At 37.2% G+C, this 16,075-nt stretch carries 12 protein-coding genes and 1 pseudogene; 7 read left to right on the forward strand and 6 right to left on the reverse strand.

Annotated features, from left to right (window positions below; all coding sequences use genetic code 11):
• Positions 1-200: 200 nt before the first annotated feature.
• From FN924_RS02590 to FN924_RS02600, 3 genes are all read left to right on the forward strand, one after another.
• A complete protein-coding gene (locus FN924_RS02590) occupies positions 201-1,397 on the forward strand; it encodes a class I SAM-dependent rRNA methyltransferase (protein ID WP_143891929.1) in 1,197 nt (398 codons plus the stop codon).
• Between the two features lie 40 nt (positions 1,398-1,437).
• Positions 1,438-2,226 carry an alpha/beta fold hydrolase gene (locus tag FN924_RS02595; RefSeq protein ID WP_143891930.1) on the forward strand — a complete coding sequence of 263 codons (789 nt, stop codon included), beginning with the start codon at positions 1,438-1,440 and terminating at the stop codon, positions 2,224-2,226.
• A gap of 421 nt (positions 2,227-2,647) precedes the next feature.
• Positions 2,648-3,826 (forward strand): helix-turn-helix transcriptional regulator, encoded by a 1,179-nt coding sequence (locus FN924_RS02600; RefSeq protein ID WP_143891931.1) that lies wholly within the window; start codon positions 2,648-2,650, stop codon positions 3,824-3,826.
• 820 nt (positions 3,827-4,646) lie between these two features.
• On the opposite strand, the gene FN924_RS02605 is transcribed toward FN924_RS02600, so the two are convergent.
• On the reverse strand, positions 4,647-5,468 hold the full coding sequence (locus FN924_RS02605; protein ID WP_143891932.1) for a sulfite exporter TauE/SafE family protein: 822 nt from the start codon (positions 5,466-5,468) through the stop codon (positions 4,647-4,649).
• A gap of 192 nt (positions 5,469-5,660) precedes the next feature.
• On the opposite strand from FN924_RS02605, the gene FN924_RS02610 reads away from it, so the two are divergent.
• Complete coding sequence (locus tag FN924_RS02610) at positions 5,661-6,626, forward strand: formylglycine-generating enzyme family protein (protein ID WP_143891933.1); 966 nt, start codon at positions 5,661-5,663, stop codon at positions 6,624-6,626.
• A 59-nt stretch (positions 6,627-6,685) separates the two neighbouring features.
• Here FN924_RS02610 and FN924_RS02615 read toward each other — a convergent pair whose 3' ends face one another.
• Entirely contained in the window at positions 6,686-7,576 is an 891-nt protein-coding gene (locus FN924_RS02615; protein WP_143891934.1) for a selenium metabolism-associated LysR family transcriptional regulator, read from the reverse strand.
• Positions 7,577-7,593: 17 nt separating this feature from the next.
• Positions 7,594-7,737, reverse strand: a pseudogene (locus tag FN924_RS02620) (transposase); the annotation flags it as partial.
• A gap of 622 nt (positions 7,738-8,359) precedes the next feature.
• Here FN924_RS02620 and FN924_RS02625 point away from each other — a divergent pair.
• The 3 genes from FN924_RS02625 (at position 8,360) to betA (ending at position 13,054) form a co-directional block, all read left to right on the forward strand.
• Positions 8,360-9,367, forward strand: coding sequence for a DUF3231 family protein (locus FN924_RS02625; protein ID WP_143891935.1), 1,008 nt, complete (start codon positions 8,360-8,362; stop codon positions 9,365-9,367).
• A gap of 850 nt (positions 9,368-10,217) precedes the next feature.
• Positions 10,218-11,048 carry an STAS domain-containing protein gene (locus FN924_RS02635; RefSeq protein WP_143891936.1) on the forward strand — a complete coding sequence of 277 codons (831 nt, stop codon included), beginning with the start codon at positions 10,218-10,220 and terminating at the stop codon, positions 11,046-11,048.
• Positions 11,049-11,368: 320 nt separating this feature from the next.
• A complete protein-coding gene (gene betA / locus FN924_RS02640) occupies positions 11,369-13,054 on the forward strand; it encodes a choline dehydrogenase (protein ID WP_143891937.1) in 1,686 nt (561 codons plus the stop codon).
• 225 nt (positions 13,055-13,279) lie between these two features.
• Here the strand turns inward: betA and FN924_RS02645 are convergent, their stop codons facing one another.
• The 3 genes from FN924_RS02645 to FN924_RS02655 form a co-directional block, all read right to left on the reverse strand.
• The gene (locus tag FN924_RS02645; protein WP_143891938.1) at positions 13,280-14,230 is read right to left on the reverse strand and encodes a hypothetical protein; all 951 of its coding nucleotides are present in this window, start codon (positions 14,228-14,230) and stop codon (positions 13,280-13,282) included.
• Complete coding sequence (locus tag FN924_RS02650) at positions 14,220-14,768, reverse strand: sigma-70 family RNA polymerase sigma factor (RefSeq protein WP_143891939.1); 549 nt, start codon at positions 14,766-14,768, stop codon at positions 14,220-14,222. Before FN924_RS02650 ends, FN924_RS02645 begins: the two co-directional genes overlap by 11 nt.
• A gap of 301 nt (positions 14,769-15,069) precedes the next feature.
• Positions 15,070-15,975 (reverse strand): glycine betaine ABC transporter substrate-binding protein, encoded by a 906-nt coding sequence (locus FN924_RS02655; RefSeq protein ID WP_143891940.1) that lies wholly within the window; start codon positions 15,973-15,975, stop codon positions 15,070-15,072.
• Between the last annotated feature and the right edge of the window lie 100 nt (positions 15,976-16,075).

The raw sequence follows: 16,075 nt of genomic DNA on the forward strand, positions 1-16,075 counted from the left end.
AAATGTTGGTCATTCGATTGAGCGTTGTAGAAGCCAATTTTACAAATGCTAACATTAGATATTTACAAGGTTTCTCGCAAGTTGAATAAACTTATGAGAACCCTTTTTCTTTTACTGAACTGTAAACGTCATGCATACTTTCGCATATCCCATCAAATCATGTCATAATAAACCTAAACCACAAAAGCAAGGATGACGACATGAGACAGTTAGTAGAAGTAAAAGTAAAATCAAAGTCGGTAAAAGACATAACGAATGGCTATCCATTACTCTCCAAAGAAGCAATCGAAACTTCACTAGAAAAGATACAAGAGGGGAGCATCTTACGCTTAATCGACTCTAATGGTAGGTATATCGCAACCGCCTATTACGGGTTACAAAACAAAGGAATAGGCTGGGTGTTGACTCGTAAGGAACAGGAAAAGATGGATACAAAGTTTTTCGTGAAGAAATTTAGCGAAGCCATTGCGAAGCGGGAACATTTTTACGCAGCGGAGGATACAACGGCTTTCCGTGTGTTCAATGGAGAAGGGGATGGAATCGGAGGATTAACCATTGACTTCTTTAACGGATTTTATATGGCGAGTTGGTATAGTGAAGGGATATACTCCTTCCGGGAAGATATCTATCAAGCCTTAAATGAAGTGGTAGAGGTTCGTGGTCTATATGAAAAGCTACGATTTAACACGAATGGACAATACGTGGAACAGAATGATTATGTGTCAGGTGAAAAGGGAGAATTTCCTTTAATTGTTTTGGAAAACGGGATGAAGTATGCGGTAGATTTAAATGACGGGGCGATGACAGGGATATTCCTAGATCAACGTAATGTGCGAAAAGCTTTACGTGACCGCTACTCTGAAGGAAAAACGGTCCTCAATACATTTTCTTATACTGGTGCGTTTTCTGTAGCGGCTGTTCTTGGGGGTTCGATTAAGACAACGAGTGTAGACTTAGCAAAACGTAGCCTACCAAAGACGATTGAGCAATTTGCGGTAAACGGAATTGATTATGAAGCGCAGGACATCAAGGTGATGAATGTGTTTGATTACTTTCGTTATGCGGACCGCCATGATTTGAAGTTTGACGTGGTCGTATTGGATCCACCAAGCTTTGCGCGAACAAAGAAAATGACATTTAGTACGGCAAAAGATTATCCGAAGCTAATAAAAGACACCTTGAAGATTACCAATGATGATGGAATCATTATCGCATCGACTAATAACGCGAGCTTCAACATGAAAAAGTTTAAAACGTTTATTGATAAAGGATTTTCGGAAGCGAATAAACGCTATAAAATCATAGAAGAGTATCAATTGCCAGAGGACTTTACAGTACCGCAGCATTATCCGGAATTTAACTATTTGAAGGTAGTGTTTATAAAGGTGATGAGCTAATCACGGGTTTAAAAATTTCCCCCAAGAAAGTGGAGTTGAGATGAAATATCAGGCTGGTAATAACATCTTGCATTATTTTGTAGAAGGTAGTGGACATCCTGTATTTGTCCTTCATGGCATTGGTACCGATCATAGAGCTATGAAAGGGTGGCTGGAACCAATTTTTGTAGAGAGGGAAGGGTTTCAACGGATTTATGTGGACCTTCCTTGGCATGGTGAAAGTGTATGTAAAGGTATTACATCAACCGTAGAAGCGCGAAACATTCTTTCTACTTTTCTAACAGATTTAATTGGAGAACGATCTTACTCCATCATAGGTCACTCTTATGGGGGATATGTCGCTCAAGGTCTGATTAGCGATCATCTAACTGGACTTTGTTTAATTACGCCCGCCATACATAAGAAAGAACGAGACGTACCAAGCAAGACGGCTTATAATCGAGATGAATCTGCTCTTGCCGAAGTGGACTCCGATATTCGGACAGCTTTTGAAACGTTGATGGTAGATCAATCGGCTGACAACCTTCAGCTATTCCTAAGCGAAGTTCAGCCAGGTCGATCGCTGGCTGATCGAAAGTTCCTCACTTCAAACTGGCGAGAGTTTGGTTACTTTTTCGAATCAGATCCTTTGGCTAAGCGGTATGATGGTCGTGCACTAATTATAGCAGGAAAGTTAGATGCTATTTGTGGCTACAAGGATTATTATAAAATTATTGAAAATATGCCTAACTCGACATTTGCTGTTCTTCCCTCAGGTCACTTACCACAGATTGAAAAAAGACAAACGGTCCAACACCTTGTTAACGATTGGCTTGAACAATCCTATTAAATGTATTGCAAAAGATAGGCAAAACAAGACTTCTGATAGAGCATCCTAAGCTTTAACCGCAAAAATAAGAGCACCTGGCTCCATATACAGGTGCTCGATTATTCTGTATGAAGCGAGATGTATGCTGATTTTCCCCCATCACCATCTTGATCTCTTCTATATCCAAATCAAAAGTACCCATAACATATTTTTTTAAAAAAAATAAAAATAATGAATTAGTCCTAATTCAGAGGATATTTCATATAATCATCCATGTATGCCGTGCATAATTTACCTGCTACTTACCTGATATTCGCAGTACATCTGTTTTTTAGGAGTAAATGCCTAAAATTATCGAACTAGTTAAAACATCTGTTCAATTTGTAAATTTTAGTAATAATCGATACTTTGGAATAGAAGGTATAAATGGAGGGAGGCTCAAATGTATATAGGTAGAAGGATTCGTGCTGAAAGATTAAAAAGAGGTATGTTGATGTCTGATTTATGTAACGGATTGGTTTCAACTTCAAGGCTAAGTAATGTAGAAAATAATCTCACTAACCCTAGTCAAAGTTTCCTCATTGCAATCTCCACAAGACTAAGCTTACCAGGAAAGTATTTACTGAGCTTCGAAGTGGAAGACAAAGAGGTATTTTACCTTCTAAATGAATTATTTACGAATGTAATCTTAAATGTAGATGCAGCAAAATCGTTAATTGAATTAATTGATGAGAATTACTATGAATATCTCTTATCTCCAAAACTAGAAGTTTATTTTCTATTATTAAAATCAACTTATCTACTTAAAACAAATCATGTAAAGGAAGCGGAGGAACTAGAGAGTACGTACTTGAAAGTATATCTTCAAGATATTGAGGAAAATCAAATCCCTAATTACTTAAAACGTGCTTTTTACTATTTCTACGGTACGTTAAACTATCATTATTCGTTATATGAATCATCCCTAAGCTATTTCTCGAAATTGAAAGATAATACAGATGACATACGTGTGAAAGCAGCTGTAACCTATAATGTTTCCATGATTTTAAGAAAAATGGAAAGGTACCATGATGCAGTAGCTTTAACCCTTGAATCTATTGAATACTACGAAAACCTCGAGCAAGAGTATGATATAGCATTATCTTACAATCTTCTTGGTGCTCTTTACAGGAGAATAAAACGATATGATAAAGCACAAGAAGCACTTCAAGTTGCCTGTGCTATATCTGAAAGAGGACATTATAAGGATCTGCTTTCTTTTGTTTACCATAACACCGGGTTAGTAGCTCGAGATAATAATGATATTGAAACCTCGATCTATAACTTTCAAAAAGCATTGGAAACAAAAGAACAGAATCAATATACTAATATTCTGAATGCTTATTGTGAACTTATTCACTGTTACCTGCTAGATAAACAAGTTGAGACTTCGCTCACTATGTACGAAAAAGCGAGTAGGCTTGTTCATAGCAAAGAAGACGAGCATCATCTTCTATACTCGTTTCTTGATTACTATCTGTTGACTAATGATGAGGAATTGTACGAGAGCAACTTAGAGAGATTATGTAAGTATTATGCATGTGTGAAAGATCATTATTATTTGAAATCATGCTATATATGAAAGAGTCGCATTTAAAATGGACAATATAGCCAGCTAAAAATATATAAAATCGTCGCCTTAAACTTCGACAAGCTTCATAATTAAAATTGATTCCTAACGGGGAGGAGATTTGGTTATGAAGCTGGAGGGAGAGCGGCGAAAAGTGAAAGTGTTCTTAGAAAGGGGGCATGTCTTACACGGATGTTGCGCGACTGTTGGGCATGCATCGACATACGGTGAAAGCCTTGAGTGAAAGAGAAAGGAACCATGTCCAAAAACGCGCAAAGAAAGGCTCTAAGTTAGACCCTTATAAAGACTATCTGCTTAAGCGTTTACTTGAAGATCAGGTCTTCAAACTGTGAAAAATTGTTTCAAGAAACCGGAGACAAGGATACTCCGGTGGGAAGACCATTCTTAAAGACTAATTATTGCAGGAAAGTTAGATGCTATTTATGGCTACAAGGATTATTATAAAATAATTGAGAATATGCCTAATGCGACATTTGCTGTTCTTCAATCAGGTCGCTTACCACAAATCGAAAGAAAACAAACGGTCCAATACCTAGTAAAAGAATGGCTTGAAGAATCATATTAACAAATTTCACAATCTGGTAAAGAAGAGCTAGAAATATATAGATTAATACGTAACAAACGTATTAAGGCAACACACCGGGTATGAGTCCCATTGAATACCGAACTCATACCCGGTGTGTTGCCTAAAATAATCTGTTAACTTTTTGGGGTCACTTCATCGTCTACAGATGCCCTTTCTTTTAATATGTTGTCAGTAGTCTAAATCTCTGAAAAGTCACAGTTTTTCTAACGTGTGCTTGTCTCAAACTTATCCAAAGTACATGCGACCCCCAATTATAATTAAAAGGATGGATAGCATTTGCAGGATTACTTTTCCAGGTAGTTTCTGTGACAGTAGGACACCTAACTGTGATCCTATGATAACCCCAATTCCTCCCCATATTACCGTCATCCAATCGATGCTACTGTAGAAAAGTTGTGATATAACACCTACTGAGGAATATAGACATAAAGCAAATATCGATGTTGCCGTGGCATAGTGGGTAGAAACCTTAAACACATAAATTAAAATGGGAACCAGCAACCAGCCACCGCCTATACCTAGATAGCTTGATAAAACCCCCATAAGTAAACCTAATGGAATAAACCATTTTGATTGTAGAGGACGAAGACTGTTCTCCACTGAATCCGTGTTGACACTTGATAATTCTTCGCCCTCACGAACTCCGTTTGATTCCTTCGTCTTTGCTTTTCTGGCAAACGGTGAATTCTTGGTAAATAGAAAGGTTCCTAATGCAACTAAAATAGTTGCAAAGACAATGTAAAAAAACTGTGATGAATAAACTTGTAATAGCCAAACCCCGAAAATAGAGCCCGGTAATGCGCTTATTCCAATGGTTAGTCCTGTTTTATAGTGTATTTTCTTTTGTTTGGCATACCCAATGATTCCCGATATGGAGTTTATAAGTACGATTACTAATCCCGAACCCGCAGCTATAGCTGGATTCATATGTAGAATAAGTAATAAAGCTGGTACGAAGATAAATCCTCCTCCGGCACCAACAACTGTTCCATATCCTCCAGCTAATAAACCGATCAGCAAGAGTATTAGTCCTGTTGTTATATCCATGTAGCTACCCCCTAATTTCTCTCTCTATGACAATCATCTCAGAAGTAAGGGTTCTTGCATATGTGCAAATCGTAATAGGGTATAACTAAATGGATTGGATGAATGGTGGAATGACGTAATTACTTTAATGTAAACTAGCCTTAAAGTATTTATGCTTATAAACTGAAGTAATACGTAAGGATGTGGATATAAATGGACAATGAAATGAAGACATGTTCATGCTGTACTGGAAGTAGAACGGATTTAGAGAGTATAGCTAAACCAAATGAACAAATACAAGAGGTAGAGTCAAGTGGTCAGGTGAAATTCAAGGAAAAGATGATTTATCTCCAAGGAGGAGAATTTCTGATGGGTACGGAAGACAATGAAGGGTTTCCCTCTGACGGAGAAGGACCGATACGAAAAGTGACGGTGTCTCCATATTATATAGATGCTTATGCAGTTACTAATGAAGAGTTTAGTGCGTTTGTTAAAGAAACAGGCTATATTACAGAGTCAGAGAAATTCGGATGGTCGTTCGTATTTGAAAAATTAATTCCTGATTCCTTAATAGATCAAGCAAAGCAGTTACCTCAAACACCGTGGTGGTATGCAGTTGATGAAGCTTATTGGTATCAACCAGAGGGTCCAGGTTCAAGTATTGAAGGTCGTATGGATCATCCCGTAATTCAAGTAAGCTGGAACGATGCAGTTGCTTTTTGTAAATGGGCTAGCAAGCGTTTACCTACAGAAGCAGAGTGGGAGTATGCAGCAAGAGGTGGCCTCGAACAAAAGCTATTTCCTTGGGGGGACGAGCTAACCCCGAACGGAGAGCATTATTGTAATATTTGGCAGGGGGAGTTCCCTAATTTGAACACAGAAGAGGATGGTTATTTGGGAACAGCACCAGCCAAATCTTTTCCCGAAAACGGTTATGGATTATTTAACGTAGCAGGTAATGTTTGGGAGTGGTGTTCAGATTGGTTTACGAGAACACCTGATACATCCCAGCATGTGAATCCAACTGGACCAGATACAGGTCAGAGCAAAGTAATGCGTGGTGGTTCCTATCTTTGCCATAGATCTTATTGCAATCGGTACAGAGTAGCTGCCCGAAGTTCCAATACAATTGACAGTGCAACAGGCAATTTAGGGTTTCGGTGTGTGGTAGATCTATAAGTAGTTTAAATGGAAGAATAGGAAGAAGGTATAGCTCCATTTACTTGAACTATACCTTCTCAAGAATATTGGTTTCTTATAAATTCCATAAAAGCTCGAACACTCTTTTTTGTAAACCGTTTGGTAGCCCATACGATCCACAAGTTGCGCTTTAATTCTATATCTCGAATTTTCACTTCTCGTATTATACCTTGTTCAATTTCACGTGCAACTGTCAATTTTGAGACAATGCTAACACCTAAGCCAGCTTCCACCGCACTTTTTATCGACTGGGTACTACCAAGTTCCATATAGCTCTCGATTTTCTCTAAAATGCCCCATTCTGTTAAGAAGTTCTCGATAATTGCCCGAGTGCCCGATGAAGGCTCTCTCCATATCATTCGCTCGTGTGTTAATTCTTCGAGTGCAATATTTTCTCTTGTACTCCAAGAGTGTTCAGGGGAATGGATGAGAACTAGCTCATCTTCCTTTAATCTTTCTACGGATAAATGTGAGGTTTCTACAAGCCCTTCCACTAAGGCGAGGTCAATCTTATCATCTGTTAGATGAGTCAGTATTTGTGGAGTATTCTCCACTACTAATGATAAATGATAATCAGGATATTGCTTTTTGAAGGTTCCTAGTAAACGAGGTAATAGATATTCACCGATGGTAAGACTCGCGCCTATATTTAATGTTTCCTCATATCCTTCTAAGTTGGCGGCTACTGCCTCTTTTGACAAGTTGTAATCTTGAACCATTGTTTTCGCAAAAGGATAGAGTATGTTCCCACTATCGGTTAGAGTAAGTCTACCGTCACTTCTATCAAAAAGAAGTGCTCCATATTCTTCTTCTAGTTGACGTATTTGCTTTGTGATGGCGGGTTGGGACAAATATAAGGATTTAGCAGCTTGATTAATACTACCTGTTTCTACTACGAGAAGGAATGTTTTTAATACTTGGATGTTCATACTATTGCCTCCTTTATTTATTTGGTTGAGGACGTGTCTATCATTATATATGGGGGATGAACTTGTGGCAGTTTTCGTAAGTATTTATTTTCACGTTTATTAATCTTATCCTTATGAAATGTTTGCCCTGATTGAAAACGTCGAATATCTATTCCGGCGTAGGCGTTAAGCTGCTATTTTATAGAACCTGAAAATTCCGCCAATCTCTTCCATAAGCCTTACGTCTGTATTAGGACCTATACCTGAAAACAAAGTAGAATGTTATATTCTCTCTTTGTCAGCTAGACTAGTCATTTTTTGATACATTATGTTCTTTTGTTTGGAAGATCTTGATACCGTTGTGAATAGGATCTTATCTCTTCACATAAAACATCATTCGATGTCATAATTTTATTTCGTAAAACAGGCTTGAATATTCCTATTAGTAAATCAGGATAGGTGCGTTTTCTGTACCTGCTGTTCATGGTGTTTCGATATAGACAACTAGCGTTGACTTAACAAATTTTCCACTTCTACGGTAACGTGTCAAAGGTACCGTATTCTCTGCAGTGTAATAACCTGATTCTTTGAATCTAATTTGATACTCTTTATCTTGCCTTGTGTAGTAGGTGGGTTAATTTATATGACGTATATTATTATTTTCATTATAGAGCTAACAGTGATCTAAAGGTAAATGTTCTACTTAATATGTAAGTAAAACAAGCGAAATATTAAAAGGATACTGAATACAGAATACTGTTTCAGTTCAACCTAAAATATGAAAATATTTTAGGAGGAGATTATATGTCAGAAAAATCAGCAATTACGTCATCTGAATTAGGTGTATTATGGCTTACATTTCAGGAAAAGACAATGATTTTACGTATATTAGAATACTTTATTGAAAAAGGCGATGACGAAAAAGCCAAGGATATTATGACTAACTTATATGGAGAGATTGACAATTATGTAGGTATTATCACAGAAACTTTAAAAAATGAAGGTGCTGTAATACCAGTTGGGTTCACTACTCAAGATGTTAACAAAGAGGTACCGAAGTTATATGATAATGGTTTTGACATCATGTTTGTGCGCCTATTAAAAGAAATTAGTATGGGGCTTCACTCATTAAATATAACGATGGTTTATCGAGAAGATATTGTACTGATTTTTAAAGACCTAACTGCCATTACTCAAAACTATTACAACCTTTGTACACAGTATTTGCTTGAAAAGGGATTACTTGTTAAATCTCCTCATGTTTCCATGCCGCAGTCCGTTGAATTTGTTAAAGATAAACACTACCTAAGCGGACTCTCGATTAATCCATTGACCAAAAAACGTTCATTAAATACAGTGGAAGTTGCGCAAATCCATCATTCAATCGAATCAAATGTTACGGGACTTCAAATGATCACGGGTTTTGCTCAATGTGCAAATGAAGTAGAGGTGAAAAACTACTTTAATGACGGTGCTGAACTTGCTAAAAGTATTATAAAGGAATTAAGTGAAACCTTACTTCAAAATAATATACAAGCTCCACAAACATCAGGTGGTAATGCAACCCGTTCAACATTAGCACCATTTTCTGATAAATTGATGATGTATTGCACCAGTCTTTTCTGCAGTTTTTCTATGGGAAGTGGCTCACTAGGTACTGCTTTTAGTTTACGAAATGACTTACCAGCTAAAATGACCATTTTTGAGAAAGATATATTTGAATATGCTCATAAAGGTGCAAAAATCATGATTAAAAATGGTTGGATGGAAGAACCACCTCAAATGGAAGAACGTAATCAAATGTTGAATTGAGTGATACAGGGTGAAGGAATATAGAAAGCCTAAAAAACATGAGGTATTATTCTGGAGTATAGTTTTACCAGGGTTCGGTCAGTTTTTAAATGGAAGTTTATTCGTTTCAAGGAGAAATCCAGGAAGCCATTGACGTTACAAACTTTCAATGGCTTCTGTTTTACCCCTGTTAATATATGTTTGCCATGTGGGATGCATACCGTAATGCAGACGGCTAAGTGTACAGTTCTTCCTACATACCTTTTGGGTTTGGAGCGTTCTTTATTACATTAGGCTTAAGATATTCGATATTCAACGTCAATAAAAATATTTAGAGTGATAATTGGTCCTGTTTTTTTACCTATGCTCTCTTTATTGCCTGGCCTTTTGGTAGGGTTATCATTTATACATTAGTTATTGTTTTTAGGACTTGACTCTTCAACTAACCAGCTAATAGTTTATGCTAAAAAACCTTCCATTGGAAGGTTTTTTGTATGTAGATAGAAATTGTTTTTAGTTCCACTAAAATTGCAGTGGTGATTAAATTATGGAGAATGTAAGACTATATTAGACCGGGCATTTGGGATTAATCGTCCTGTCGATGAAATTGTGAATGGCTTAGCAGAACATGTGCTAGGGGTAGTTGTTATTCTTACAATTATTTCCACAAGCAGCTGATTTTCACCGAAAAAAAATGACTGACGTCCATTCCGAACTTAATTTTTGTAGGCTTTTTAAAGTTTGATGAACTTTTAGGAAGTCTCTTTTTTTTGTATCAAAATTACTTTTTCTATAAAACTCTTGGGAATTTTGTTATGGTAAAAAGGATTTGGTAATTCAAGATTTAAATAAATATATGGGGGTAGCTAATATGGAGGTCAACTTTGATCCATCATTTACATTGAAGGAGTTTTTCGAAAAGAATACGGAAAACTTCGAGAGCGTGTTATTGTCAGAAGCGGTAAATGTTAAAGAGAAGATTGAAGAGATTTTAAGGATTGGAAATATTGATCTCGTTAATAATGCTCATAAGCTTGTGGTATATGTGATTAATCACGAAGATAATGAGCTGAAGTCTTTTGCAAAGCAGGAAGGGATAGCATGGGCTACCCATGCAATTGAGCTTACGTTTAAGTTAGAATGGGTTCAAGCTATACGCAGAACTTTATGGATTTTTATTCAGAAATATAATGATCATATTGGGCAATACAATAGTGCGAAATTTTTTCACCTCGAACAGGAAATCAACAATAGAGTGGATGCTTTTTTAAATACTTTTTTTATCAATTATTCTACATATAAAGATGCCTTAATTAAAGCTCAGCGCGAGTTGGTCGAACATTTATCTGTCCCAATTATTCCAATTGACCAATCTATTTGTATTGTGCCACTTATTGGGTCTATGGATGCTAATCGGATGAGTATCCTTAAAGAGAAAGTTCTTACGGAAGTGTCAAACTTACGAATTGAGACGATTATTATGGATCTTTCTGGAATCGCCTATATGGAGTATGAGGAAATCTATGAATTAGATAAAATTATAGATGGAATGTCCATGATGGGATGTTCAACCGTGTTAACAGGTTTACGAAAAGACGTAGTAAAGCAAGTATCCGATTCTGGAATCAGATTTAGTCCAGAAACTCGTAAGTTGGGAACACTGCAACAGGCATTGACGGAATTTTACAATCCAGCTGAATAAGAACGAAAAACGAAAGCAATAATGTTGCTTTCGTTTTTTTATTCTACTAAAGTAATTGACTTTCCTGAAGTATGAATAATACGCTGATATACAATTTCTTGTTAGTTTACAAAGAAAAATCACTATGATACTATTAAAAATGTTCAATATGTTAAATAAAAATTTAATAAAGTTAACGGCGGGTGGTTACATAAAAGAATATGAGGAGACTCAAAGCCAATCTGCTGAGTTGTTTTACTTTAACGATAAAAAACTAGCAAACTATGAACAGAAGAAACATTCTTTAGATTAATCGTTCAACATCCAAGGAGGTAAACAAAATGAGTGAAACATACGATATTGTAATAGTTGGTGGTGGCAGTGCGGGCTCCGTACTAGGCGACCGTTTAAGTGAAGATGGAAACCGTAGTGTGCTGGTATTAGAGGCAGGCCGTAAGGATTTTGCATGGGATCTATTAATTCAAATGCCAGCTGCTTTGCCGTTCCCAGCAGGGAAGAGACTCTACGACTGGAGATATGCATCAGACCCTGAACCGTATATGAATGGCCGCCGTGTGAAGCATGCTCGTGGAAAGGTGCTTGGCGGATCAGGCTCTATCAATGGTATGATTTTTCAACGCGGTAACCCATTAGACTACGAACGCTGGGGAGCAGATGCAGGTATGGAAACGTGGGATTTTGCGCATTGTCTTCCATATTTCAAACGGATGGAAAATGCGTTAGCGGCGGATTCAGATGACGAGCTTCGTGGTCATGATGGTCCTCTTAAATTAGAGCGCGGACCAGCTAAAAATCCTTTATTCCAAGCCTTCTTTGACGCTGCGGTAGAGGCGGGCTATTCCAAAACACCTGATGTGAATGGGTTCAGACAAGAAGGATTCGGACCGTTTGATAAGCATGTCTATAAAGGAAGAAGATTTGGTCCTTCGCGTGCTTATTTGCATCCGGCTATGAAGCGTTCGAACCTTACTGTAAAAACGCGTGCTTTTGTTACGAGCATTGATTTCGATGGGACACGAGCAAATGGGGTTACGTATCAGCGAAATGGAAAGACGCACAAAGTGACGGCAGGTGAAGTGATACTGGCTGGTGGGGCAATCAATACACCGCAGCTACTTCAATTATCTGGTGTAGGCGATGCGGAGCACTTGCGCTCACTTGGTATCAAACCGGTCGTAAATCTTCCGGGTGTTGGGGAAAACCTTCAGGATCACCTTGAAGCTTATATCCAGTATTCTTGTCCGTTACCAGTTTCGGAGCAGCCGAACTTAAATAAAGCAAAAATGCCTTTGATTGGGTTACAGTGGCTGCTCGGACGAAAAGGTCCAGCAGCAACGAACCATTTCGAAGGGGGAGGGTTTGTTCGTTCCAACGAGGACGTAGATTACCCGAACCTAATGTTCCACTTCCTACCGGTAGCGGTACGCTACGATGGACAAAAAGCGGACACGGCTCACGGATTCCAGGTTCACGTTGGGCCCATGTATTCGGATGCGAGAGGGTCATTAAAGATTCGTTCTAAGGATCCGAAAGAGCACCCGAGCATGGTCTACAACTATCTTTCCACCGAGCAGGATCGTCGAGAATGGGTAGAGGCTGTGAAGATTTCACGTGAAATCATGGCTCAGCCATCTATGAAGCCATATAATTCTGGAGAAATTTCTCCGGGCCCTTCAGTTCGTACAGACGAAGAAATATTGGAATGGGTAGCGAACGATGCAGAGACCGCCCTTCACCCGAGCTGTACAGCAAAAATGGGACCAGCTTCTGATCCGATGGCTGTCGTTGATCCTTTAACGATGAAGGTACACGGTCTCGATAATGTACGAGTGGTTGATGCCTCTGCTATGCCTTATGTGACGAACGGAAATATCCATGCACCAGTGCTGATGCTAGCGGAAAAGGCATCGGATATTATTCTTGGACGTAAACCATTGGATCCGATTGATGCGGATTACTATCGTCATGGTGTACACCCGGCGGATGCAGGGACAGTAAAAGCGTAAAAAACAAATATTGCTTCTAGGAGGAGGCATTCTTTCACGACATGTATGTCTGGAAAGAGTGCCTTTTCTTTTTATAGGAATACGAAGTATATAAAAAAATGAATTAAGACGTATCTTATTTGAAAATTTGATGATAAACAACCCGAAATTTTACCAAGTAAAAAAACTGTATGAGCAAGAATTCGCACGCATTCTCACTTACACAGCTAATCTTACATTCCTCAATTAGTTGCTCTTCTTATCTATTTTTTCCGTGATATAGGACTTGCTAAACAGTTTATTGTCAATCTCTTGGTTTATAGATAAACTGCTATATTCAGCACTTCTTATTATGTTCTGACCATTTAACAATTTGTACGCTAAAGGAAGCCCAATCGTTTCATCGAAATAGATAACGAAGGAATCATATTCTTTATTACTTACAGTCCCAACAACCTTAATTGAATCTCTACCATTAATCTCATCTGAATCTCTCTCAAAAGACCAATTATTATTTACTAAAAATAGATTGACTAGTAATTCCTGAGGGAAAATTAAGCTACTAGATTGAAGAGCATCCGGAAAATCATTTCTATAATTAAATGTATTTTGGTTTTTATTTTGAAAAGATTCTATTTCAATGTTCTTTTTTCTTTGTTCGTAAGGAAGTGGTCCTTCCGTTACAACGCCTTCATTACTGTTATAAAGAAATAACATTTTACCATCACTGACTGTATAAGCATCATATACTTCGGTATGGGAAGACTCATAGAACTTTTGCTTAGTTAAATCTAAACCGAATTCCGTAGATAAAGTAAAGTCTTCACCAGAAACTTCCACACTACCTTTAAGTGTGTCATAGTAATTTATGGAGTTAAAAACCCTACCTAACAATTCTTCTTTACCATTTATAGGCTCTAAAGCAGAAGTGCTACTTACTATATTTTCTTCTTTGGGTGTGTCAATCTTAGTTTCTTTTGAACCTTCTTTTTCCAAATTAATATTAAAAGATAGGATTAATGCAATAGATAAGACAGTAATTGCTGACATTGATAATGGTATTAACTTTTTGTTGAACTTGGTTTTAGTCCTAATTGTTTTTCCTATACTACTCAAATTGCTTATTTCCTCAGAAGTTATCTTAACTTTATCTATATCTTCTTTTAAAGCATTCTTTATTTCTTTATCAAAACTCATAATCTACATCCTTTCCTTCTAAATTTCTCTTTAGAGTTTCCCTAGCTCTGTAAAGTCTTGTCTTAACAGTATTTTGTTTTGTTTGTAGAACTTCAGCAATCTCTTCAATATCATATTCTTCATAGTAATAGAGCAGGATAACATCCTTTTGTTTTACAGGGAGTTGATTAACTTGGTTAATGATTGCCTTATCTCTTTCGTTTTGTAATGTCCTATATTCAGGGGTATATAATGTTGAGGGTTTTTCTCTTATTTGACCGAGAACAATACGTTTTACATAGGATTTTTTTAAGTAGTCCTTACTTTGGTTAATTGCTATTCTAATTAACCAAGTTTTGTAACTTGATTGATGTCTAAATGAACTTAGTTTTTTGTAACAAGAAATAAAAGTGTCTTGAAGGATATCTTCAGCCATTATTGGATCTTTTATATAGAAATAGATTATTCTTTTTACTTCTTCAGAGTATGTTTTAACTAACTTGAGGAATAATTCTTGATGTCTTAGCTTACCAAATTCATTTTCTTCATGAATCTGCATTATTCTTCTCCTTTATTTCAATCTCAACTATTTGACGACTATAGGCTAATTAAGGTTCCCTAAAAATTAAAAATAAAAATTGAATGCTACGTTCTAACCAGCAGGAACATTCTCTTGGTCTACGTAACCAACAGTAGTTCTTTGAAATTTGCTGAATTAGCTAGATAATAATGAGCATTGTTATTTGTATGCTGAAAACTATCTAATCCTGCACGTAACAAGAATGAAAAATACTAGAAACCAAGCATAAAAAAAGCTAGTCCTTATCTAAAAAGGACTAGCTTCTTCTCTCACTCTTGGCTTACTTCACCCACTCATCAACCAACTCTTGATTTTCTCCAATCCACTTCTTAGCACCTTCAAGCGGATCTTCTGCGCTTTCTACATAGTCGATAAGCTGACCGATTTGTTGGTCATCCATTTTCCAGTTTTTAAACCATTCACTAACTTTCGGATAATCTTCTTCAAATCCGTGTCTTGTCGCGTGGTGAATTTTCTCTACACCACCAAATGTTTTTTGTGGATCTTCTAGGAATTTCAAGTCATATTTAGAGAAAACCCAGTGTGGGCTCCAAAGTGGTGCAACAATAGGCTCTTCATTTTTAATTGCTTTTCCAATCTGGCCAATCATCGCAGGCTCAGAGCTTGGTAGTAGTTCAAATTCAAGGTTATAATCTTTAATTAATTGCTCGGTTACTTCCATCGTCCCTGCACCAGGATCAAAGCCGATAATTTCCCCATTAAACATTTCTTTATGCTCGTTTAAGTCTTCTACACTGTTTATATCTTCTAGATAGGTTGGAACAACAAGTCCTACTTTTGCATTATCAAACCAAGTAGCTTCGGAGAAATTAACCGTATCCTGGTATTTTTCTAGATAGTTCGCATCTTGGACCGGTAGCCAAATTTCTAAACTGGCATCTAAGTCGCCACTTTCTAAAGCTTTCATCGTTGTACCCATGTTCAGTACGTTTAACTTCACGTTATAGCCTTTATCTTCTAAAATGGCTTTCCACATATTCGTTACTGCAATATTTTCAGCCCAGTTAATTTGTCCAATGGTTAATTCCTCATCGTTAACCTCTGCATCTGCATCTGCTTTTTCCTTTTCACTATTTGCTTCCTCGTCCGTGCTTCCGCACGCTGCAAGCACAGCAACCATTAGCAGCACAAAAATGAAGCTAAGTTGTTTTTTCCATGTGTTCATGTTGAAAACTCCCCTTTGTTTTGTTTATTTTATTTAAAATGTTAAATTTGTTAAGAAAAAATTTAACATTAAAATCCCAACAAATTGCTCTTCTTATGAT

Source organism: Radiobacillus deserti (assembly GCF_007301515.1).
In the GTDB taxonomy this organism is placed as follows: Bacteria; Bacillota; Bacilli; order Bacillales; family Amphibacillaceae; genus Radiobacillus; species Radiobacillus deserti.